Source organism: Hymenobacter crusticola (assembly GCF_002154225.1).
Taxonomy (GTDB): Bacteria; Bacteroidota; Bacteroidia; order Cytophagales; family Hymenobacteraceae; genus Hymenobacter; species Hymenobacter crusticola.
Genome location: NZ_MTSE01000003.1, coordinates 635,039 through 657,267, shown reverse-complemented (window position 1 = coordinate 657,267; position 22,229 = coordinate 635,039). Strand labels below are relative to the sequence as shown.

Below are 22,229 nucleotides of genomic sequence, written 5' to 3'. Positions count from 1 at the left end.
CCCCACCAAGTAGCTGAGCAGGTGAGTAGCTGAGTAAACCGTTGAACGTCATTACTCATTCACTCACCTGCTCAGCTACTTGGAGCGAAGCTACTTAGCCACTCAGTTACTCTCTATGCAGCAGTTCATCCTCGCCCTCGACCAGGGCACGACCAGCTCCCGCGCCATTCTCTTCGATCAGAAGGGACACATCGTTTCGCAGGCGCAGAAGGAATTCACGCAGATCTTTCCCAAGCCAGGGTGGGTGGAGCATGATCCGCTGGAAATCTGGTCGACGCAGGCAGGTGTGGCGGCGGAGGCCACGGTGAAGACCGGGCACAACGGGAGCAACATCGCCGCCATTGGCATCACCAACCAGCGTGAGACGGTGGTAGTATGGAACCGCAAAACAGGCAAGCCGGTGTACAATGCTATTGTGTGGCAAGACCGTCGCACGGCCGAGTACTGCGACCAGTTGCGGGCGGAAGGGCAAGAGGAAATGATTCGGAACAAGACAGGCTTGTTGCTCGACGCTTATTTCTCGGCCAGCAAAGTGCGCTGGATCCTGGATAACGTGAAGGGCGCCCGCAAGAAGGCCGAAGCTGGTAAGCTAGCTTTTGGCACCGTGGATAGTTGGCTGATCTGGAACTTCACCCAGGGCGAATTGCACGTCACCGACGTGACCAACGCCTCGCGCACCATGCTCTTTAACATTCATTCTTTGACCTGGGACGACGAACTGCTGGCCCTGTTCGACATTCCGCGCAGTATGTTGCCCGAGGTGCGGCAGTCGAGCGAGGTATACGGCGAAACCAAAACAACCATTTTTGCCTCCAAAATCCCGATTGCCGGCATTGCCGGCGACCAGCAGGCGGCCTTGTTCGGGCAACAATGCATTAACCCAGGCATGGTAAAAAGCACCTACGGTACCGGCTGCTTCATGCTGATGAACATCGGTCCGGAACCCAGGGCTTCGCAAAATAACCTGCTGACTACCCTGGCCTGGAAGATTGATGGCAAGGTGCAGTACGCGCTAGAAGGCAGCATTTTCATTGCCGGGGCCGTAGTGCAGTGGCTGCGCGACAACCTCGGGATCATCAAAACCTCATCGCAGGTCGAGCAGCTAGCCAAGCAAGTCAGTAGCTCGGAGGGCGTGTACTTCGTGCCGGCGTTTGCTGGCCTAGGGGCGCCGCACTGGGACCCCTACGCACGCGGCGTGATCTTCGGCATGTCGCGCGCTACCAAAGCGGCGCACATTGCCCGGGCCGCTCTGGAAGCCATTGCCTACCAAACCCGCGACGTGCTCAAAGCCATGGAAGCCGACTCCGGCCTGCCCATCGCCGAGTTGCGCGTCGACGGTGGTGCAACCATCAACGAAATGCTGATGCAGTTTCAGGCCGACGTGCTGAATACCAAAGTAGTACGGCCACGCATGGCCGAAACCACCGCGCTTGGGGCCGCCTACCTAGCGGGCCTAGCTGTCGGCTACTGGAAAAGCTTCGCCGAGATTCAAGCCCTAGGTCATTCAGAAACAACCTACAACCCCAAGGCCAACCGGGCTGGTATTGACGAAGGACTCGAGAACTGGGACCGGGCTGTGCGCGCGTTGCAGGTGTGGTCGAAAGTGCCGCAGCCGGCATCCAAGCTTGCCCCCGTAGCGCCCGAACCCATGGTAGAATCCGCAACGGCCGATGTGCAATGATGAGTCCTGTTGTCGCAGAGTTCATCGGTACGGCAGTGCTGATTTTGTTGGGGGATGGGGTGGTGGCCAACGTGGTGCTGACTGATACGAAAGGTCATAACAGCGGCTGGATGGTAATCACCACGGCTTGGGCCTTGGCGGTTTTTGTGGGCGTAGTGATTGCCGGCCCTGCTAGCGGGGCCCATCTGAGTCCGGCCGTAACGGTGGGGCTGGCCGTGGCGGGTAAGTTCGCCTGGGCGCTGGTACCTAAGTATATAGGCGCGCAGCTTGCGGGCGGTTTCGTAGGTGCCGTGCTCGTGTGGGTGCTCTACAAAGACCACTTCGACCGCACCGCAGAAGCGGGGTTAAAGCTAGCCGTGTTCTGCACTGGCCCTGCCATCCGCAACCATCCGCTCAACTTGCTAAATGAAGTCATTGGCACTTTGGTGCTGGTGCTGGCCGTGTTTTACATTGCTGGAGCCGAAATCACGCCGACCCATACCCCCGTCGGACTGGGCTCAGTAGGGGCCTTGCCGGTGGCCCTGGTGGTGTGGGTGATTGGGCTGGGCTTGGGGGGCACTACGGGCTACGCGATAAACCCCGCCCGCGACCTAGCTCCGCGCCTAGCCCACGCGCTGCTCCCGATCCGCGGGAAAGGCTCGAGTGAATGGGGCTACGCCTGGATACCGGTAGTTGGCCCACTGATGGGAGCCGTGCTGGCGGCGGTGCTATATGGGCAGCTATAAGGCCTCAACCTAAATGCAGGCTCAGTACCTAGGTAGCGCGATGAGCTACTCAGAGTAATGTTTAGCAATGGATTGATAACCTATATGTCAGGAAAGCGAAAGCCCCGCCTAGGATTCCTAGGCGGGGCTTTCGCTTTCCTGACAAGAAGCTTTATCGGGGCGGTTAGTCAGGAAACTGGTTGCGGAAAGCAAATTCAGCTAGCGCCTTGCGTTTGCGTTGTGCCGTTTCGCGGGTGCGGAAAGGCTCATCCAATTGGTCGGGAGTTCCCACATACCCTAGGGCAATGAAGGCAACTGGCTCCAAGCCTTCGGGGAGGTTGAACACCTCGCGGGTACGAGCGATGTCGAAACCGCCTAGTACGTGGCCGTGCAAACCTAGGGCCGTGGCTTCTAGAAACAAGTTGGCGTTGGCGGCCCCCACGTCGTGCATAGCGGTGCGGTTCGGCTGCCCGTTATCGTAGTGCGTTTTCACGAGCGAGAGCATCAACACAGGAGCATGCTTAGCCCAAGCTTGGTTAGCTGGCAACAAGCAGCTTACCAAGCGTTCAAAAGCTTCCGTGTCTGCTTTGTGGGCGTAGATATAACGCCAAGGCTGCTCGTTCATGGCGCTAAAGGCCCAGGAGGCAGCTTCCAACACTTGCTCCAACGCTTCTGGCGCTACCGGTTGCGCCGAAAAGGCACGCGGGCTCCAGCGTTGACGGATCAGTTCGTGCACGGGATATGAAGTGGATGTTTCCATATTAAAAAGAGGCCCCAAATGGTGAAGGGCTGCTAAGTAAACCGTGATTTCTAAAGGAGAAGTGATGCACTAAGGAATCACTAGGCAAATATAATGTATATACATTAAATGTACATACATAGTTTCGTGTTATATGAAATATTTTTCTGGAAACTGCGCTACATGGCTTGTGTTTGCAGAAATCCTAGCCTCTATCGGTCCTTTTCGCGTAGAGAGCAGAAGCAAGTGTTCTGCTTGTCTTGATTCTCTTTTCCTCTTACGTTCATGCTGAAACGAGATTTTCTGAAAAACGGGCTGCTAACCATGGCAGGTGCCTTGTTGAGTCCAGCCATATTTGCTCGCGTCCACGACGAGCAGCTTTTGCGCGAAGCCCGCGCCACACCCATTGCCGACGGTCCATTTACCTTGCCGGCCTTGCCTTATGCCTTTAATGCCCTGGAGCCGCACATCGACGCGCGCACCATGGAAATTCACCACGACGCCCACCACAAAACCTACGTTTCGAAGCTGAACGAGGCCGTGACGGGCAAGCCCGAGGAAAAAATGAGCCTAGCTCAGCTGCTCGCCTCAGCCAGCAAGCAGCCCGATGTCATTCGTAATAATGCTGGGGGCCACTGGAATCACTCGTTTTTTTGGCAGCTACTCGCTCCGAAAGCCGGCGGCAAGCCTACGGGCGAACTAGCCACGGCCATCAACAAGGATTTTGGCTCCTTCGAGAAATTCAACGAAGAATTTACCAAGGCCGCTACGGGGCGCTTCGGCTCCGGTTGGGCCTGGCTCATCTACGATTCCAAAGCCAGCAAGCTAGCCGTTACCAGTACGCCCAACCAGGATAATCCGCTCATGGACCTGCCGGGTATCCAGCGCGGTACGCCGGTGCTTGGCCTTGATGTGTGGGAACACGCCTATTATCTCAAGTACCAAAATAAGCGTCCCGACTACGTGAAAGCCTACTGGAACGTAGTAAACTGGTCGGAGGCTGGCAAGCGCTACGAAGCCGCCAAAAAGGCCTAGCCGCCTTGCCGAAATTCACCAAACCGCTCTGATTAATCTCCTCAGGAGGTAGTCGGGGCGGTTTGTTGTATAAGCCACTAGCGAACTAGAAGGCTTTTGAACGCTATGGCGGACACAAACGTCGTCGTTCTTTAGCTGATCAATAAGGAAGAAATAGTACCTTTAGGCTTACGTCTGGTGTTTTCCTGTTCAATAGGGCAAGGTAAAACGGTAGCCTGCGTTCCTCAGGTTGTTCCGCGTATTCACCTTATCCAGCCTGGTTTGATCGAGGCTATTTCTTGTTTTTTGCCCATGATCCGATCTGTGCTAGTAGCTAGTGGCAGCTGCATTCCTGACCTTATTGTTTCTAACGAAGATTTTAGTGCGACTCGCTTTTTTAGTGCTACTGGCACGCTGATCGAGCAGGCGCCTGCAATAACGCTAGAGCGCTTTCAGGCCATTACTGGCATCCGCGAGCGGCGTTACGCGCGCCCCGAGCAAAACGCCTCCGACCTAGGTTGGCTAGCGGCCGACGAAACATTGCTAAGCTCTGGTATCGACCGCGAAAGCCTCGACTATATCATTGTCGCGCACAATTTTGGCGACGTTGCCGAGGGCAGCAACCGGGTAGATTTGGTGCCTTCGCTGGCGTCGCGCATCAAAGCGCGCCTCGGTATTCAGAATCCCAACTGCGTAGCCTATGACCTCGCTTTTGGCTGTCCCGGCTGGCTAGAGGCTCTCATTCAAGCCAACTATTACATCCGCTCGGGTGATGCGCGCCGCTGCCTAGTGATTGGCACCGAAACCTTGTCGCGCGTGGTAGACCCGCACGACCGCGACACGATGCTATTTAGCGATGGGAGCGGAGCGGTGATTCTGGAAGCTAGCACGGCCGACAACGTCGGCATTTTGGCTCATCACACCCAAACCTACGCCTACGAGTATGCCGGGCTGCTGAGCATGGGCAAATCGTACGCGCCTACGCAGAGCGAGAGCCCCGATCGGTTTATGAAAATGCAGGGCCGCAAGCTGTATGAGTTTGCCCTGCAACACGTGCCGATGGTAGTGAAAACCGCCCTCGACAAAGCGCAAGTTCCGCTCACGCAAGTTAAAAAAGTGCTGCTGCATCAAGCCAACGAGAAGATGGACGTGGCCATCTTGCAGCGCCTGTTTCAGCTCTATGGGGAAGCTAGCCCTAACCTGGACTTAATGCCCATGACCATTGGGTGGCTTGGGAATAGCTCTGTCGCGACGCTGCCTACGCTGATCGACTTACTACAGAAAGAGCAGTTGGCCGACCACCGGTTGGAAGCCGGCGACCTTGTGGTGCTAGCTTCGGTGGGCGCAGGCATGAACATCAACGCAGTTGTATACCAATACTAAGCAACGCGTTGCGGCGGTTCGATTGTAGATTTGCTGGGCTTTGCTTTAGCTGCTCTTTTGCTTGCCCCTTTATTTATGCTCTCCAAAGCTCAGAAAACCCGCGTAGAACAACTAAAACAGAAAAAGTACCGGCTGCGGCATGAGGCCTTCCTGGTGGAAGGAGGCAAAAGCGTGCGCGAGCTGCTGGGTTCGGCCCTCTCCACCGAGCGCCTCTTTCTGACCCCGGAGTTTGCCGAAAAGATCCGGGCTGAAGTGCCCCGGGGAGTGCCGGTGGAGCTGTTATCGGAGGAGGAGCTAACGCGCCTCGGCACACTAAGCACGAACACCACGGCCCTGGCCATTGCCCAGCTGCCGCCAGAAACGCCCCTGACGCCCACTGCAGGTACGCTGCTGCTTGCCCTCGATCAAGTACGCGACCCTGGCAACCTAGGTACGCTGATTCGGCTGGCCGATTGGTATGGCCTGGCTGGGGTAGTGTGCTCTGATACCTGCGCCGACCCCTGGGCCCCCAAAACGGTGGCGGCAACCATGGGCTCCTTCACCCGCGTGCCCGTGTGGCAGCGCGAGCTGCCCGCCTGGCTCGATTCCTTGCCCGCAGAATGGCCGCGCTACGGTGCCCACCTCGAAGGCGACAATGTTCACCGCTTGGACTTGCGCCCGAATGGGGTACTCATCATGGGCAGCGAGTCGCACGGACCTAGGCCCGAGGTACTAGAGCGGCTCACGCAGCGCCTCTTTATTCCTGGCGCGGGTGGCGCTGAAAGCCTAAACGTGGCCGTATCGGCGGCGATTCTACTAGATAACTTTCACCGGACGCTATAAGAAGTTGGGGCTAGCTACTACAGTAGCTAGCCCCAACTTCTTATTCGTGCACGATGCGTCGTTGCTCGCGGTGCGCTCCTTGCTGCACCTCTAGTAAGTAGAGCCCAGCAGGCCAGCGCGCGGCCTCCGGCAAGGAGAAGGTGTTAGTACCGGGCTCCAAAGTAATAGTGCGTTGCAATAGTTGATGGCCCGTCGTATTCACCAGTCGAAGCACGGCTAATTCGGTTTGCTCGGCTTGCACAATAACGGTTAGGCTAGTGGCGAAGGGGCTAGGGTACGCTTGTACGGCGGTGGTGCTTGCCTTCGCTTGCGTGGCCAATGCGCGGATAGGAGAGTAGGTAGTTGTTTCATCTTTGTCAACCTGCCGCAAGCGGTAGTACACGGTAGCGCCTTCGTGCGATGTGAAAAGCGGATCGAGGTACTGATAGGCGTACTGCGTGCTGCTAGTGCCTTGGGCCGCTACCTGACCCGTGGTGGCAAATGTGAGCCCGTCGCGGCTCGTTTCGATGGCAAAGTAAGCGCTATTGTGCTCCGACGCCGTGATCCACGACAAACGTGCCTGTTTACCGCTCACGCGCACGTCAAACGAAACCAGTTCAACGGGCAGGGGCGTTGCCGCGGCAGCATCCCGGTAGTCGGTCAGGTTGTTCTTATTCGCGTCGGGAATATTGGAAACGGCCGCGTAATCATTACCCCCATTGGTTGGGTCCATCAAATCAACTAGGCCGTCCTTGTCCGTATCGTGGTAGTAGCTGGAAGTAACATCCAAGAAATCAGGATAGCGGTTGTTGTTTGCGTCTTGTAGCCATGCGGGTAGCCCTTGGCTATTCAAGTTCGTCCACGGATAATAAGTTGCTACGCCACTGAAGGCCGCTGCTCTCGTCTGGTAGTCGTCTTGCGATTTACCGTTGCTATTGTCATCAAACCCTTCGCTCCAATCCAGAAAAGCGTCGCCATCGGCGTTGGTATCCAGGAAATCGGGCTTCCCATCATTATCTGTGTCAAGCACAGGTGATGCAGTGCTGGCGCTGTTCTGCGGCCGACCTTGCGTATCGACACTGTTGGTCAGCCGCCCGGCTTCGGTGCCGGTGCGTTGGTAGTTCTGGGAGGCTGCTAGCGCCGCCGGGGTCTGGCCACCACTTGCTTCTAATGCATCTGTAATGCCGTCATTATCAGCATCTAGGTCTAGCTGATTGATCAAGCCATCGCCGTCGAGGTCGAGGCTAGCTACCACGCTGTAGGCGTTTAAAGGTCCAAAGTCGCTATCCTGGTAATTAACGATGCCGTCGTTGTCAGCGTCGCCAGTAGCATCCACATTGCTAGCTTCTATCACGTCGGCAATGCCATCATTATCATCGTCTAGGTCCACTGTATCGAGGTAGCCATCGTCGTCTGAGTCGAGCGTAAACGTGAGGTTACAGATGCTATGCTCTTCCCCATATAAGGTGCCTGAGGATGCCGTAAAGCCCCAGTAAACCATTGGGTTGCCAGCAAATAGATTGTTTACCAGGTTGTTTTCTGTGTAGGTTAGGTGCGGCGTAGTTGCCCCGTCAAAATATACCTGTAAGGTCTGAGTACCTTTCGTCCACACAATCTTCACCGGATGATACTTGCCATCCGTAATTTTTGCTCCGTTTGCATACGCTTGCACCGGACCCGCTACGGGCTTGTTGATGTCCTTGCTTCGGCTCTGGTTGATCTCAAAAATAGCGAGGTGATCTTGAGCGATGTCATTTACGGTCGTGCCGTTATTATAGGTGTCAAACTCCACAGCCAACACCGGGGTTGCCCCGCCAATCCCTAGGTTTTGTCCGCCTCCCGCTGCAAGGCTTGTCCCGGCAACATCGCGTTGTAACGCAAATGTCATCCCGTCGCTACCACCGCGCGAACCAAAGTAAGCGTTGAACTGAACGGTGAACGATGTATTGAGGCTAACCAGCTGCTTACGCCACACTGAGCCATCATTTCCATCGTTGATGGGGTTGATGGTAAAACTGCTGCCTACCCCTGAACAACTTGTATTTGCCCTAGCCGTCTTGTTGAATTGGTAATCGGTATCTCCTGGTGGCAACCAGAATAGCGTGGCCGAATTGCGTTGCGAGTCGCTTTGTGGCACTGCTACTAGTTCAGTAGGCCCTACAGCTGGCGTGGCATTTCCCACTACGCTCAGACCGAGCAAAGTGCTGATAAAGGCCAACTTGCGGCCTGATGTAGAAAAAAACATTGTCGATTTGCAAACAGATGTGACAACTTAGTGCAGGAAGGGCGGAGAGGGTTGAGTAGCATTATAGAAGCTACCCTTGTTTTATGTATATACATATATTAACCAATGCAAAAGTACAATACTTCATGTATAATTACATGTACATACATATGATTATGCAGGTATTTGCTGATAACCGCGTTGAACGATTATCGCACTGCGCTGAACAAGATCAATTAATCGATGAACTTCAATAGGACGGAATAGTGCGTTCAGGCTAACCTAGTGAAGTTGCGTGAATAGGAAGAAGGCCAGCAGGCTAGGGTTGGATAAGAGATAAATAAGCTTAGTTGTAAGCTATTTTCATCCATACTCTTTCTAAGCGACCCAACATAGGGTCGGAAATAGAGTTGATAATTTTGATCGTAATTTCCTTTTCTGAACGATTTCTATCGGTCCGGTTTTCTTATACCTTTTACTTGCGTTTTGTAAGCATCGTGTCTTCGCCCTTTCGTATTGACTTGCAAGCACTTATTACTTTCCCACAGCTATGAACCCCGAACCCGAACAACCAAACCACGACGAGGCGCGGCGAACGTTCCTCAAACAGTCGTCGCTGCTCACGGCCCTCGCTTTTACGCCAGGCCCCGTGCTGCAAGCGGCGGCGGCTGAAATAGACGAGAAAGTAGCCGCCGTATTCGAAAAGATACCTGTACGGCTGGATATCAATGGACACAAGCATAAATTGTCCATTGAGCCGCGCACTACACTGCTCGACCTTTTGCGCGAACAGCTTGGCCTAACCGGCACCAAAAAAGGCTGCGACTACGGCCAATGCGGCGCTTGCACCGTGCACATTGACGGCAAGCGTGTAAACTCCTGCCTAACCTTCGCTGTGATGCAGGAAGGCAAGGAAATCACGACCATCGAAGGCCTAGCTAAGGGCGACGACCTGCACCCCATGCAAGAAGCCTTCATCAAGCACGATGGCTTTCAGTGCGGCTACTGCACGCCCGGGCAGATCATGTCGGCTGTGGCTTGCGTGCGCGAAGGCCACGCCGGTTCGGAAGACGAGATTCGGGAGTTTATGAGCGGCAATATCTGCCGGTGCGGGGCTTATTCGAACATCGTGGCGGCCATTCAGGAAGTAAAAGGAGGAGGGCAGAAGGTATGAACCAGTTCCAGTACATGCGGCCTACCAAGCAGAAGGCCGCAATTGATGCCCTCGCCAAAGATCCTAATGCCAAGATCATTGCCGGCGGTACTAACCTGATTGATTTGATGAAGCGCGGGGTGATGACGCCGCTCAAGTTAATTGATATCAACAAGCTGCCGCTCAACAAAATAGAGCACGAAGGCAACAGCACGCGGATCGGGGCGTTGGCGTTGAATGGGGCTGTGGCTGAGGATAAGCTCGTCCTGGAAAAGCAGCCGCTACTTGCGCAGGCGCTCAACGCGGGTGCTTCAGCGCAGCTGCGCAACATGGCTACCGTTGGCGGCAACATGCTGCAACGCACGCGCTGCCATTATTTCTACGACACGGCGTTGCCCTGCAACAAGCGAGAGCCAGGCTCTGGCTGTGGCGCGCTAGAAGGCTATAACCGCATGCACGCCATCTTCGGCTTCTCGGACAAGTGCATTGCCGTGCACCCCTCCGACATGAGCGTGGCCCTTGTAGCCCTCGACGCCACCGTGCTGGTGAGCGGCCCCAAAGGTGACCGGCGGATTCCCTTCGCCGAGTTTCACCGCCTGCCCGGCGACACCCCTCAGCAAGATACAAACCTAGCTCAGGGTGAGTTGGTTACGGCTGTGGAGATTCCGGATGCGGCATTCACCAAGCATGTGCACTACCTAAAAGTGCGTGAGCGGGCTAGCTATGCCTTTGCCTTGGTGTCGGTAGCCGCGGCGCTCAGCATCGACAACAATACTATTAAGGACGCTCGCCTCGCTATGGGCGGGGTTGCGCATAAGCCATGGCGCCTCACGGAAGCCGAAAAGGCCCTGATTGGCAAGCCGGCGACGGAAGAAACGTTCCGCCAAGCCGCCGAGGTGGCCATGCGCGGTGCTAAAGCCTTCAAGTACAACGCGTATAAGCTTAAGTTGGCACCCAACTCTATCGTGCAAGCGCTCAAAACAGCAGCGGCGGTTGCCTAATCCCTACGTTCCAAGACCTTACGATGAGCGAACAACTTCAGAAAAGTCAGAGCGGCGCCATTGGCGAGCCGATGAACCGGGTGGATGGGCGGCTGAAAGTAACGGGGGCCGCTAAGTACTCTGCTGAGTATGAGCTGCCTAACCTGGTACACGCCGTGCTGGTGGGCAGCACCATTGCCAAGGGTAGCATTAAAAATATTGAAACGCGCCAGGCCGAACGGGCGCCAGGCGTGCTAGCCGTTATTACCCACCTAAACTCCCCCAAGGTGCCCGGTTTTGCCGAGCGCGACCACCCCGCCGAGCCACCCACGGCTGGGCAGCCTTTGCGTGTTTTTCACGACAACAAAGTGGTTTTTAACGACCAGCCCATTGCTGTAGTGGTAGCCGACACGCTCGAGCGGGCCCGCTACGCGGCGTCGTTGGTGAAAGCGCAATACGACCAAGACAAACACCAGACGAATCTGGAAGCCAACCTAGGTCAGGGCTACCTGCCTGCCCAAGCCAAAAAGAATCCCAAGTCGCCGCTGGCGGACTACCAGCGCGGCGAGGCTGATGCCTACAAAAACGGTGCTACCAAGCTAGAAGCCGAATATGTGATTCCGTCGGAGATGCACAACCCAATGGAGCTGCAATCCATCATTGCGCACTGGGAAGCCCCCGACCGGCTTACGGTGTACGATAAGACGCAGGCCGTCATTGGTACGCAACGTGCGTTTGCCAAAGATTGGGGCATCCCGGAAGCCAACGTGAAGGTCATTGCCACGTTTGTGGGCGGCGCCTTCGGTAACGGCTTGCACAACTGGCCCCACGAAACAGCCGCCATCATTGCCGCTAAGAAAGTAGGCCGTCCGGTGAAGCTGGTGCTAACGCGGGAGCAGATGTTTACGATGGTAGGCTACCGGCCCTACACGTGGCAGAAGATTGGGATGAGCGCCACGCCCGACGGCAAGCTGACGGCCATCACGCACGAGTCGGTGGGGCAAACCTCTACTTACGAGCAGTTTACGGAATCGACGTTGCAGCAGACGCGGATGATGTACACGGCGCCCAACGTAACCACGCGCTACCGCATTGCCTCCCTCGACGTGAGCACGCCGGTTTGGATGCGCGGCCCTGGCGAAGCAACTGGTGCCTTCGCGCTCGAATCGGCCATGGATGAAATGGCCCACGCGTTGAACCTCGACCCCCTGGAATTTCGCCTACGCAACTACACCGACACGGACCCCGACAACGGCAAGCCTTGGTCGACAAAGTACTTGAAAGAGTGCTTCCAGATGGGGGCGGAGCGCATTGGCTGGAGCAACCGCAAGCAACAACCTGGCTCAGTGAAAAGCGGTGAGTGGCTGGTCGGCTACGGCATGGGCGTGGGCACATTCGGCGCGCACCGCGGCTCGGCCAAGATGAAAGCTATCCTAACCAAAAAAGGCACGGTGGTGCTGCAAAGTGCTACCACTGACATCGGGCCGGGCACGGGCACGGCCATGGTGCAAATTGCCGCTACGACCCTAGGTTTGCCACCGGAAAAGATTACTTTTCAACTGGGCAATTCGACTTTTCCCACGGCACCATCGCAGGGTGGTTCTTCTACCGTGAATACGGTAGGCGCCGCGGTGCAGGATGCCTGTATCGCGTTGCGGGAGAAGCTGCATCAGCTTGCTGCGGCCACGCCCAATGGGCAGGTTTTCAGCGCGGCCAAACCGGAAGACATCGTTATCATGGAAGGCCACCTGAGCCTAGCTAATGACAAGCTAGCCAAAGCCGCCTACTCTGATCTGCTCCGGCAAAACAACGAAGCCGAAGTCGAAGTCACCATCGAGTCGAAGCCGGGCGGCAGCGACCGAGATAAGTATTCGATGTATTCGTACTCGGTGCACTTTGTGCAGGTGCATGTGCAGCCACTGACAGGCGAAGTACGAGTGAAGAAAGTTATTTCCTGCGCCGATGCGGGCACCATTGTTAACCAAAAAACTGCGGGCAACCAGATGATGGGCGGCGCCGTGGGCGGCATTGGCATGGCCCTGACGGAAGGCGCTGTAATCGACGACCGGTATGGCCGCTACGTGACCAAGGACCTAGCCGATTACCACGTGCCCGTTCACGCCGACGCGCCCAACATGGAGTTTGCCTTCGTAAACAAACCGGATCCGCACGTGAATGCGCTCGGCACCAAGGGCATTGGCGAAATCGCCATCATCGGTATGGCGCCCGCCATTGCCAATGCGGTGTTCAACGCCACCGGCAAACGCATTCGTGAGTTGCCCATCACGCCGGATAAGCTGATTTAAAAGCTAGCTTTTAATTTTAGCCCTAGGTATTAAGCAAAAAGCCTTTCCTCAGCAATGAGGAAAGGCTTTTTGCTTTTGTGCTTAACTCCTAAGTTACCAACACTTCATATCGCGCATTACCGGGGCGCCAGCGCGTTTGGCCTTTGCCAAACGCTTGGTACGCTCTTACAAGAAGGTGATGCCGAAGCTCAGCGTTTGAGCCTGAGGGCCGCGGTTTTCTTTAAACAGATCGTTGAGATTATACTTCACGAACAGATCCAAGCCGCGCACGCCGATGATGCCTTGCAGGCCATACTGGAAATCTTCGAGGTTGTAGCTGCCGCGGTCTTTGTCTTTCTTGGTGCTGCCGTCGCGGTCGTACTTGAGTTTGGTGTGGCTGCTGAGGCGGTAGCCCACGAAACCGCCGGCGCTGAGGCGGAACGATTCGTGCCCTTTCTTATCGCGGAAGTACAGTTGAGCCATCAAGGGCAAGTTGAGCGTGGTGGTAGCTAGCTTGCTTTTTTGCAGGTTCAGCGTCGATTCGCGGTTGATGTATGACATAGAGTCGTTCGCAAACAGGCGGGCGTTGTTATCGAACATGTAGTTGTTGAAGGCAATTTCGGGGCCCGACACGAGGTACAGCGGGCTACCCACAGCGCCCAAGCGCCAGGAGTGCCGCCACTGGAAGCTGATGTAGCGGGAGCCAAGGGGCCGCAGTGCATAGTCGTACGTGTTAGGAGCGGTTGCGCCACGGTTCACCAACGTATTCAGGCCTAGGTCCATGGTGAAGTTGCTGTGGTGGACGCGGTTGAAGCGTGCTTCCGACTTGGCTTTGCGCACCGAGTCGCGGTTGCTAGTGTCCATGCGGCCTACGTGCACTTTCACGTTGTCGCTGCTTCCATCCTCGTCGACTACAACCCCAAAAGAAGGCCCGAGGCGCACTTCGACGTGGTCGTTGCTGGAACCCGCTGAACGAGAGTTGCGCACCGTCACCCGGATTTGCTCAGGCATGGCCTTGCCGGGCTGGTCTTTGGCGGGGTAGAACTCCATCGTCACCTGCCCGTTTTTCGAGTTTTTGCCGGCCGTTTCGGCTTGGGTGATGTACGTGTCAAGCAGGATCATGAGCGAATCAAGCTTGTAGTTGCGTAGTTGGCGCAGCTGCTCTTTGTTCTTGACAAATAGGGTCATCACCGCTTGGTTGGGTAGTTTCACAACGATCGTATCGGTGAAGCTAGGTGAGGTCGTCCGGGCAAAGGCGGGCGCGGCCAGCGTGGTCAGAAGCAAAAAAGCCAGCAGCGAGAAAAAGCGTTTCATGACAGAAGTGTTGAGTGTTAAATAGTAAGTGTGAACTGACAAGGCGGCTGTTGGCCGTGAGCCTGTCGCTCGGACTTCTTAGTATGGAAATCAGTTGTTTGCTGCGTAGTTGAGCAAGGCAACCGATTATGGGTGCGGCGCGGTGGTATAAGATTCCACTTGGGCCGTAATGATTTCAGGAATGGCCACCTTGGGTAGGTTGATCTGGCGCCCATCGAGCACCACATTGCCTACTTTTTTGCCAGCCTTCAAAAGCAAGTTGCCAATGCCTTTGCGATGACCAGTTTCCGTGTCGGCGGCGTAGGCCGTGGCACCTGGCATGACATTGTTGTGGCGAACTTCCACAATTATAGGCCCCGATGGCGCGGCCGCAGCCACCAAGGCAGGAGTAGGAGTCGGCTCAGCGGTAGGTAGGGTCGCGGGGACAACCACCGGGCGTTCCGGATGCGCAACGGCGGGTGTCTTAGCGGCCACAGCCTGAACTGGCGCCGAACTGGTAAGAATGGACTTAGGTGTAGTAGAGCGGGCGGGCGGGGTGGTATAAGCCACGGCGCGGCGCGAGCGAGGTGTAGTTTCCGCGGGCCGTTCGGTGTGCACTTCCCGGGTCGGTCCCTGCGTAGAAGCAACCGCGGCGGCTAGCCCTTCCGAACCTGCTTCTGACTCCTTAGATGCGGTTTCTGCGGGGGCGGTTGCCTGAATAGTTAACCGATTGGATGATTTTTTTTCGATTTGTGGCTGGGTGTTCGAAGTGGCTAGCTCTTGGGTTTCGGTGCTTAGGCCAGGGCCGCGCAGTAGCCAGCCGGCACCTACTACAAGCAGCAGCGCTATCACGGCAGCCGCGGCATATAGCCACATCACCGGCCGCTTTTTGGCGGGTTGCAACTCCTCTTCCAGTTGGGCCCAGAGGTGGGCAGGCGGGGTGGGCGCGTGGTGCTGCAGCTTCTCGCGAAACAGCTTATCAATATCTTCCGGTTGCATAATATTCTTTGGGTGAGGAGGTGGAGCCCGACGCCCGCGCGTTGGCGACGGCGAGGCGGCGCTGGAGCATTGCCCGCGCCTTACTCAACTGCGATTTGGAGGTGCCCTCCGAAATGCCTAGCAGCTCGGCAATTTCGGGGTGAGAATAGCCCTCTAGCGCGTAGAGGTTGAACACCGTACGGTAGCCCGCGGGGAGTTCGGCCAAAATAGCCATCATGTCGGCCGCATTGAGCTGACTCTCTGCCTCGGCGGGGGTGATGGCTAGGTCGGTGGGGTAGTCGTCGATGGCTAGGTGCAGGGGCTCCTTGCGGCGGAGCTGTCCCAGCGCCTCGTTGACCATAATCCGGCGAATCCACCCCTCAAAGCTGCCCTCGTGCCGGTATTGGTCCAAGGCCCGAAACACTTTTACGAACCCCCCGAGCATGGCCGCTTCCGCGTCTTCCCGGTGGCGTAAGTAACGCATGCACACACCCAGCATCAAGCCCGCAAACTGCTCGTAAAGCAGCTTTTGAGCCCGCCCGCTGCCTTGGCGGCAAGCAGCAATGAGGTCAGCTTCAGTCACGGGTGTAAAGGTTTTGGCGATAATTGGGCGTTTGGTAGGGTAGATGGAGGAGTTGGGAGAACGGTTGCCTAGAAAGCGAAAATAAATTTCCCGCAGCGGGCGTGGTGTTCGCGCAGAAGGCGCAGAACTCAACGATTCGTACCGTTAGAATTCTGCGCCTTCTGTGCGAACACCGCGTCCGCTGCGGGAACCGGCATTGAAAATAAACTAGTAATTACCTACCGAGAGCATGACCAGCGTGCAGGCCTCCTCAGTGCGGATACCCTTCTCCTGCGCCATCTTTTCCAACTCCTCATTCTCGGTGCCCGGATTGAAGATGATGCGCTTAGGCTTAAGATCCAAAATGTAGTCGTACCAAGCAGGCTGGTTCTGCGGGCCCACGTAGAGCGTCACGGTATCCACGCTCTCTTCGGTTGGGCGGTCGGTATGGATATCTAGGCCTGCTACTTGACCCTTGCGAATACCTACGGGTACCACTTCATGGCCATAGTTCTTGAGCATATTTACGGCGCGGAAGGAGTAGCGGGCAGGATTGTCGCTGGCGCCGATGACAACGGTCTTTTTCATAGGGAGCTATAAGCTGCTAGCTTTTGGCTAGTAGCTTTTTCAGTTAAATTTAAAAACAAGTCTTCAGTACTAGTACGAGAAAACATCAGCTAATAGCTAAAGTTGCCATCGCCTCGGCGCACCGTTCACCATCCATCGCCGCCGACACGATACCGCCGGCGTAGCCGGCGCCTTCTCCGCACGGAAACAGGCCTTTGATTTTGGGGTGTTGCAGCGTATCTCGGTCGCGTGGGATGCGCACAGGGGCAGACGTACGGCTTTCCACGCCCACGATCTGGGCAGCATTGGTGGCGTAGCCGGGAATCTTTTTGCCGAAGTCGCGAAAGCCCTGGCGTAGGCGCTCAGCCAGCCCGGCGCCGAGCACGTCGTCCATACGCACAGGCACGAGGCCAGGCTGGTAGGAAGTTTCGAGCAACTCAGGCGAGATTTTGTTTTTCAGGAAATCACCGAGCCGTTGGGCCGGGGCGAGTTGCGTGTTGCCGGCTATGGCGCAGGCTCGCTGCTCAATTTCTTGCTGCAAGCGCAGCCCCGCGAGTGGGCCGTGCTGGGCTAGGTCCATGTCCTCCAGCTCAATGGCTGCCACAATACCCGAATTGGCAAAGCGCGAGTCGCGGCGGGAGGGCGACATGCCGTTGACCACCACTTCGCCCGGCGCCGTAGCGGCCGGCACGATAAAGCCACCCGGACACATGCAGAACGAAAACACGCCCCGCTGCTTGCCTTTCCACTGGGTTTGGTGTACCAGCGAGTACGAAGCCGCTGGCAGTTGGCCTCGGTCGGCGCGGCGGTACTGAGCCTGATCGATAAGGGCTTGTGGGTGTTCGACCCGGACGCCGAGGGCAAAGGGCTTGGCTTCAATTAGTACACCACGCCGGTGTAGCAGCTCGTAAATGTCGCGGGCCGAGTGACCCGTAGCCAGGATCACGCCGTCAGCCTCAATGGCCTCGCCGCTAGCCGTGACTACGCCCCGCAGGTGCTGTTGCTCTAAAAGTAGGTCCGTCACGCGCGTGTCGAAGCGCACTTCACCGCCTGCCTGCCGCACCGAGTCGCGCAGGGCCGCCACGACGAGCGGCAGCTTGTTGGTGCCAATGTGCGGGTGCGCATCAACCAGAATTTCGGGCGTGGCCCCGTGCTGTACCAGAATGCGCAGAATCCGCTGGATATCGCCGCGCTTCGTGGAGCGGGTGTATAGCTTGCCGTCGGAATACGTGCCCGCGCCGCCTTCCCCGAAACAATAGTTTGAGTCGGGATGCACGATGTGCTCTTTGTTAAGCGCCGCTAGGTCGCGCCGGCGGGTACGTACGTCTTTGCCGCGCTCCACCACAATGGGCTTGATACCTAGCTCGATGGCGCGCAAGGCCGCAAAAAGGCCCGCCGGGCCCGCACCCACAATCAGCACGCTACGCCGGGCCTGACTTACATCGGGGTAGTGAAACCAGGGACCAAAAATATCGCGGGGGGGCGGCGTTAGCCACACGTCGGCGCGGAGGCGTACGAGCGGCTGCCGGCCGCGCGCGTCGATGGAGCGACGCTTCAAGTGAACAAAATCTGCTTGACCAGGCTGGAAGCCGGCCGCGTGTAGCAGCGCCCGGTAGCGGGCAAACTCGTCGTAGGCTACTTCCGGCGGAAGCAGCACTTCAATTTCTTTTTTATCAAACATGTGATGGGTGAAAGGGAGTTAACCTTTAGACCAAGTGCTTACAGGTACTAAGCAGACACAAAAATAGGTGCTGTAGTTCGGCGGCTCCGCTAGGTACGTGGCTTGTATTACTGCACCACGAGCGTATCAACAATGAAGCGTGAAGTATCAGTCAGAAACTGAAGGTAATACGTACCAGCCCGTGTTGCACGGAACGTGTAGTCAGCCTGAATAGTGGGCTTGGTTTGAGCGCAAACACAACCGTCGTAGCTGATCTTAGAGGCAATTTGCACCGTGTCACCTACGCTCGCCTCAACGAAGCTGTCGAACTTGCCGCAGCTATTATCCGCTTGCAAAAGCACAGCAAATTTTGCCTCCTGGTTCACCCGGACTGTTTTGGGCCCATCTACCTGCCTGGCAAATGTAACAGCAGTGACCTTGCAGGAATTTTCAGAATTCAAACTACATCCCCCTAGTAAAAGGCAGCTAAGTAGCAGTGCTGGATACCTCATTTCTATAGAACAAAAGAGTTTATAGATGAGGAGGCAAGGTACGACAGTTTGGTTGCATAGGAGAAGGAAAGCCTAGCCTCAACTGTAAACGACGTGCCTAGGTGGACCATTAAACAATGGCTAAAAAGAGTCATAAAGAAGATACACTTGCTGATTGCAAGGCAGAATTGGTAAGTGACTCAGGATGGAAATGTTGATTTATAAATTTTTGTTTTTCAGATGTTTACAATAAAAATAGACCCTTTTGGCTAAGTATGAAGAATTTTTTTTATAAAAAAAATTAAGATTTAAATTAAAATTATTCAATTTTGGGTTAGTGTAGCAGGAAGTAGAGCAGAAGGCAGATAAAATGAGTTTGTGTCAGCGTGTCAGCAACGGTTTTCTGTGTGCAAATCGGAATTGGTAATTCCCACGCAGAGCGCCGTGGGCAACAGTATTTTATGTTTTACTCCTCCTATGCTTTACGAAAAATTCATACCCGCTAATGGGGTTACTGCGTTTCTGCCGGTAAGTTCACTAACTACCGATGCTACTATAGTAAAAAAAACAACTGTAGATAGCCAGCAGTCAGGACCTAGCACTCAGTCCAAATGGTTTGGCGGCCTCAATAGCATTCGCTTTGTACTGGCGTTTATCGTGGTCTTGTCGCACTTAGGTAATCCTATTGCAATTGCCTTGCGGCACTCCAATCTAAAATTACTTCAATACGTAGGAATGCTACTAGGCGTTTCCTTTGTGGGAGTATCAGCGGTTATTGCTTTTTTTGTTATATCAGGCTTTGTTATTCATTATCCGAATAGGAATGGTATTCGAGATGTGAAACTATTTTATGTAAAAAGGCTTGTTCGTGTTTTAGTGCCACTTCTAGTCATTATGTTAGCAGGAATGCCTTTTGGCAATCCGGAGCGTGCTGTAGTATGGAGTTTATACTGCGAATTAATTTATTATGCTATTTACCCAACGTTGGCCAAGATTAATACAGCTTGGAGAGTTAAGTTGATCTTTGCATTTATAGTAGCGGCTATTTTAATTGGAACGGTAGGTCAGCCAGATCTAGTATCTATGCTTGCGCAGTCAGACCGAGGCTACATGGGAGATCTTTGGCGCTTTGGATTCAAACTTACGTGGTTGGTAGGGCTGCCTTACTGGCTATTAGGCGTAATGATGGCAGAAAAGATAGACTTTGTGCAGCAACGAGTATCGACCCAACGAATATGGTTGTGGCGGATTGGATTGTACGCTGCTACTGTTGTTTGCTGCACGCTGCGTTTCCACAGCTTTGTGCCTTACTCACTGTCTATGCTAATCATGGCGGCTCCAATTGCAAAATGGTTAGAGCAGGAAATAATTTATTATAGAACCAAGCAACCTACAGCTTGGCTGGAGAATTTTGGAAAATTCTCGTATTCGCTTTATTTATGCCATCCATTAATTATAACTGCGTTGTTAACTTTCGTTCCGTTAACTGTTTATTCTTACCTAGGTTATTTAATGGTGTGCGTAGTAGGAGCTTACCTATTTTATCTACTACTAGAAAAGCCCTCGCACTTACTAGCCGAAAAATTAGCGGGCTCCTTAAAGAAAATGTAAGAATTTATAAGCGTGAGGACGCATACAAAGGTGCAGCTTCATGCAGAGGGAAATCTAAATTTCCCGAACGGCCAGGGTATAAACAAACGGGGCTGCACCACTGGTGCAGCCCCGTTTGTTTATACCCTGGGCTGTATATTACTTATTGCGCTTAGCGCGCTGATATTGCACGGGCCATTCCAGGTCGACGCCTAGCTCTTGGGCGGCGTGCAGCGGAAAGTAGGGGTCGCGCAACAGCTCGCGGGCCATCAGAATCAGGTCGGCTTGGTTATTAGCCAGAATATCTTCGGCTTGCTGGGCGGTAGTAATGATGCCCACGGCGCCCGTCGGAATGTTGGCTTCCTGCTTGACGCGCGCGGCAAATTCTACTTGGTAGCCTGGCCCTACGGGAATCTGGGCTTGGGGTACGTTGCCGCCGGTAGACGTGTCGATTAGGTCGATCTGCTTGTCCTTGAGCACCTTTGCGAGCTTAACGGAATCCTCGATGGTCCAGCCGCCTTCCGTCCAGTCGGTGGCTGAGATGCGCACCAGCAGCGGATACTCGGCGGGCCAGGTTTCGCGCACAGCGTCAATGATTTCGAGCAGGAGGCGAATCCGGTTGTCAAAAGAGCCACCGTAGTTATCGGTGCGCTGGTTGCTCAGCGGCGAGTAAAACTCGTGCAGTAAATAGCCGTGGGCCGCGTGAATCTCAATGACTTTAAAGCCAGCCTCCAAAGAACGCCGGGTTGCTTCACGGAAGTCATGGAGCACCTTCTGGATGCCCGCTTGGTCGAGCGCCACCGGCTGCGGATACGTGGGGGAGAAGGGAACCGCGCTCGGCGCGACGGTTTGCCAACCTTGCTCTGCTGGCACGGCGCCCTCACCCTTCCAGGGGCTAAAGGTGCTGGCTTTGCGGCCAGCGTGGGCGAGCTGAATACCGGGCACCGAGCCGTGCGCTTCTAGAAAAGAGGTGATGCGGCGTAGGCCTTCAATGTGCTCATCCTTCCAAATACCTAGGTCGTCGGGGGTGATGCGGGCTTCGGGCGATACGGCTGTTGCTTCGAAAAGGATGAGCCCGGCGCCGCCTACTGCCCGGCTTCCGAGGTGAACCAAATGCCAATCGTTGGCGAAGCCGTCCTGACTGGAATATTCGCACATAGGCGAAACGACGATTCTGTTTTTGAGCTCAAGGCCGCGCAGGCGAAGCGGACTAAAAAGTTGTACTGCCATGAATAGAGTGTCTGGTAAAGGCTGATGGATCGTCGTGCAGACGAACAGCATGCTGCCATGTAGTACCAGTCTGCGCCGCGAAAGTTTCCAGTGCTCAGCTCGCAGCAGGGCCGCGCATTGCTAGGCGCCGCAAAGCCAGTAGAACGATATCCAGCGCAGAAGTGGAGAAAATAAGATACTTTGAGCAATAAAATCAGCCAGTTGGCTTTTTACTCGCACATCCTTCTTTCTCCCAACACCCTTATGAAAAACCTGCTTTCCAAACGCCTCGCTACCAGCCTAGGGTTAGCGTTGTTCCTGTGTGCGGCGGCTACTACTGCGAGCCACGCTCAAAACACCAACATGCAGACCACCAAAGCGCCAGAAGACAAGTCGAAGCGCCCGAGCCCGCCGGCCAAAGCCACGGCTACCGTTGGTGGTGCCACCGTGACCATTGATTACAGTCGCCCTTCGGTAAAAGGCCGCAAGATATTCGGTGAACTAGAGCCGTACGGCAAGGTGTGGCGCACCGGCGCCAACGAAGCCACCATCTTTGAGGTCAGCAAAGACGTGAAGATCGAAGGCCAGACCCTAGCCGCCGGAAAATACGGCCTGTTCACCATTCCCGGCGAAACGGAGTGGACCATCATCTTCAACAAAACCGCCAACCAGTGGGGCGCTTTCAAGTACGACGCTAGCCAAGATGCGCTGCGCGTGAAGGTGAAGCCCAAGAAGACGGCTCAGCCTACGGAAGTCTTCACCATCAACCTCGACAAGTCGGGGAAGGTGGCCATGATGTGGGAGAATACAGAAGTCGACTTTACGGTGAGTAGCAGCGGCAAATCAACCATGTAGCTGCCGCGCTAGCCTAGCTTTTTTCTCTTAGCCCTGGCCACAGTCGTCCTGTTTCGTTAG

General features: G+C 55.3%; 19 protein-coding genes. 10 read left to right on the top strand and 9 right to left on the bottom strand.

Annotation, left to right across the window (positions count from 1 at the left end; all coding sequences use genetic code 11):
• Positions 1-115: 115 nt before the first annotated feature.
• Together glpK and BXP70_RS08995 are read left to right on the top strand one after the other, a co-directional pair.
• A complete protein-coding gene (gene glpK, locus BXP70_RS09000) occupies positions 116-1,681 on the top strand; it encodes a glycerol kinase GlpK (protein WP_086593690.1) in 1,566 nt (521 codons plus the stop codon).
• The gene (locus tag BXP70_RS08995) at positions 1,681-2,406 is read left to right on the top strand and encodes an MIP/aquaporin family protein (protein WP_086593689.1); all 726 of its coding nucleotides are present in this window, start codon (positions 1,681-1,683) and stop codon (positions 2,404-2,406) included. Before glpK ends, BXP70_RS08995 begins: the two co-directional genes overlap by 1 nt.
• Before the next feature lie 163 nt (positions 2,407-2,569).
• Here BXP70_RS08995 and BXP70_RS08990 read toward each other — a convergent pair whose 3' ends face one another.
• On the bottom strand, positions 2,570-3,145 hold the full coding sequence (locus BXP70_RS08990) for a nitroreductase family protein (RefSeq protein ID WP_086593688.1): 576 nt from the start codon (positions 3,143-3,145) through the stop codon (positions 2,570-2,572).
• A gap of 264 nt (positions 3,146-3,409) precedes the next feature.
• Here BXP70_RS08990 and BXP70_RS08985 point away from each other — a divergent pair, with 264 nt between their 5' ends.
• From BXP70_RS08985 to BXP70_RS08975, 3 genes are all read left to right on the top strand, one after another.
• Positions 3,410-4,159: a superoxide dismutase gene (locus tag BXP70_RS08985; RefSeq protein ID WP_086593687.1), complete on the top strand. Its 750-nt coding sequence runs from the start codon at positions 3,410-3,412 to the stop codon at positions 4,157-4,159.
• A 291-nt stretch (positions 4,160-4,450) separates the two neighbouring features.
• Positions 4,451-5,521: a 3-oxoacyl-ACP synthase III family protein gene (locus BXP70_RS08980; RefSeq protein ID WP_086593801.1), complete on the top strand. Its 1,071-nt coding sequence runs from the start codon at positions 4,451-4,453 to the stop codon at positions 5,519-5,521.
• A 75-nt stretch (positions 5,522-5,596) separates the two neighbouring features.
• Positions 5,597-6,343 (top strand): TrmH family RNA methyltransferase, encoded by a 747-nt coding sequence (locus tag BXP70_RS08975; RefSeq protein ID WP_086593800.1) that lies wholly within the window; start codon positions 5,597-5,599, stop codon positions 6,341-6,343.
• Between the two features lie 40 nt (positions 6,344-6,383).
• Here the strand turns inward: BXP70_RS08975 and BXP70_RS08970 are convergent, their stop codons facing one another.
• Positions 6,384-8,567: a lectin-like domain-containing protein gene (locus tag BXP70_RS08970; RefSeq protein WP_086593686.1), complete on the bottom strand. Its 2,184-nt coding sequence runs from the start codon at positions 8,565-8,567 to the stop codon at positions 6,384-6,386.
• Positions 8,568-9,096: 529 nt separating this feature from the next.
• Between BXP70_RS08970 and BXP70_RS08965 the strand changes: the two genes are divergently transcribed.
• Genes BXP70_RS08965 through BXP70_RS08955 form a run of 3 tightly spaced genes read left to right on the top strand, consistent with a single transcriptional unit; the run spans position 9,097 to position 12,985 of the window.
• On the top strand, positions 9,097-9,720 hold the full coding sequence (locus BXP70_RS08965; RefSeq protein ID WP_086593685.1) for a (2Fe-2S)-binding protein: 624 nt from the start codon (positions 9,097-9,099) through the stop codon (positions 9,718-9,720).
• Positions 9,717-10,700, top strand: a complete 984-nt coding sequence (locus BXP70_RS08960; protein ID WP_086593684.1) for an FAD binding domain-containing protein — start codon at positions 9,717-9,719, stop codon at positions 10,698-10,700. The genes BXP70_RS08965 and BXP70_RS08960 overlap by 4 nt, the downstream gene beginning before the upstream one ends.
• A gap of 23 nt (positions 10,701-10,723) precedes the next feature.
• Positions 10,724-12,985: a xanthine dehydrogenase family protein molybdopterin-binding subunit gene (locus BXP70_RS08955; RefSeq protein ID WP_086593683.1), complete on the top strand. Its 2,262-nt coding sequence runs from the start codon at positions 10,724-10,726 to the stop codon at positions 12,983-12,985.
• 165 nt (positions 12,986-13,150) lie between these two features.
• Here BXP70_RS08955 and BXP70_RS08950 read toward each other — a convergent pair whose 3' ends face one another.
• The 6 genes from BXP70_RS08950 to BXP70_RS08925 all read right to left on the bottom strand — a co-directional run bounded on the left by BXP70_RS08950 (position 13,151) and on the right by BXP70_RS08925 (position 18,485).
• Positions 13,151-14,278 (bottom strand): outer membrane beta-barrel protein, encoded by a 1,128-nt coding sequence (locus BXP70_RS08950; RefSeq protein WP_086593682.1) that lies wholly within the window; start codon positions 14,276-14,278, stop codon positions 13,151-13,153.
• 126 nt (positions 14,279-14,404) lie between these two features.
• Positions 14,405-15,256, bottom strand: coding sequence for a hypothetical protein (locus BXP70_RS08945; RefSeq protein WP_086593681.1), 852 nt, complete (start codon positions 15,254-15,256; stop codon positions 14,405-14,407).
• Entirely contained in the window at positions 15,237-15,818 is a 582-nt protein-coding gene (locus tag BXP70_RS08940; RefSeq protein ID WP_086593799.1) for an RNA polymerase sigma factor, read from the bottom strand. Before BXP70_RS08940 ends, BXP70_RS08945 begins: the two co-directional genes overlap by 20 nt.
• A 207-nt stretch (positions 15,819-16,025) precedes the next feature.
• Positions 16,026-16,385, bottom strand: coding sequence for a CoA-binding protein (locus BXP70_RS08935; RefSeq protein ID WP_086593680.1), 360 nt, complete (start codon positions 16,383-16,385; stop codon positions 16,026-16,028).
• Between the two features lie 85 nt (positions 16,386-16,470).
• Entirely contained in the window at positions 16,471-18,045 is a 1,575-nt protein-coding gene (locus BXP70_RS08930; protein WP_086593679.1) for an NAD(P)/FAD-dependent oxidoreductase, read from the bottom strand.
• A gap of 107 nt (positions 18,046-18,152) precedes the next feature.
• Positions 18,153-18,485: a hypothetical protein gene (locus BXP70_RS08925; protein ID WP_143436429.1), complete on the bottom strand. Its 333-nt coding sequence runs from the start codon at positions 18,483-18,485 to the stop codon at positions 18,153-18,155.
• 507 nt (positions 18,486-18,992) lie between these two features.
• Here BXP70_RS08925 and BXP70_RS08920 point away from each other — a divergent pair.
• Positions 18,993-20,126: an acyltransferase family protein gene (locus tag BXP70_RS08920; RefSeq protein WP_086593677.1), complete on the top strand. Its 1,134-nt coding sequence runs from the start codon at positions 18,993-18,995 to the stop codon at positions 20,124-20,126.
• Between the two features lie 138 nt (positions 20,127-20,264).
• On the opposite strand, the gene namA is transcribed toward BXP70_RS08920, so the two are convergent.
• Positions 20,265-21,335 carry an NADPH dehydrogenase NamA gene (gene namA, locus BXP70_RS08915; protein ID WP_086593676.1) on the bottom strand — a complete coding sequence of 357 codons (1,071 nt, stop codon included), beginning with the start codon at positions 21,333-21,335 and terminating at the stop codon, positions 20,265-20,267.
• A gap of 243 nt (positions 21,336-21,578) precedes the next feature.
• On the opposite strand from namA, the gene BXP70_RS08910 reads away from it, so the two are divergent.
• A complete protein-coding gene (locus BXP70_RS08910; RefSeq protein WP_245849567.1) occupies positions 21,579-22,169 on the top strand; it encodes a DUF2911 domain-containing protein in 591 nt (196 codons plus the stop codon).
• Positions 22,170-22,229: the final 60 nt, after the last annotated feature.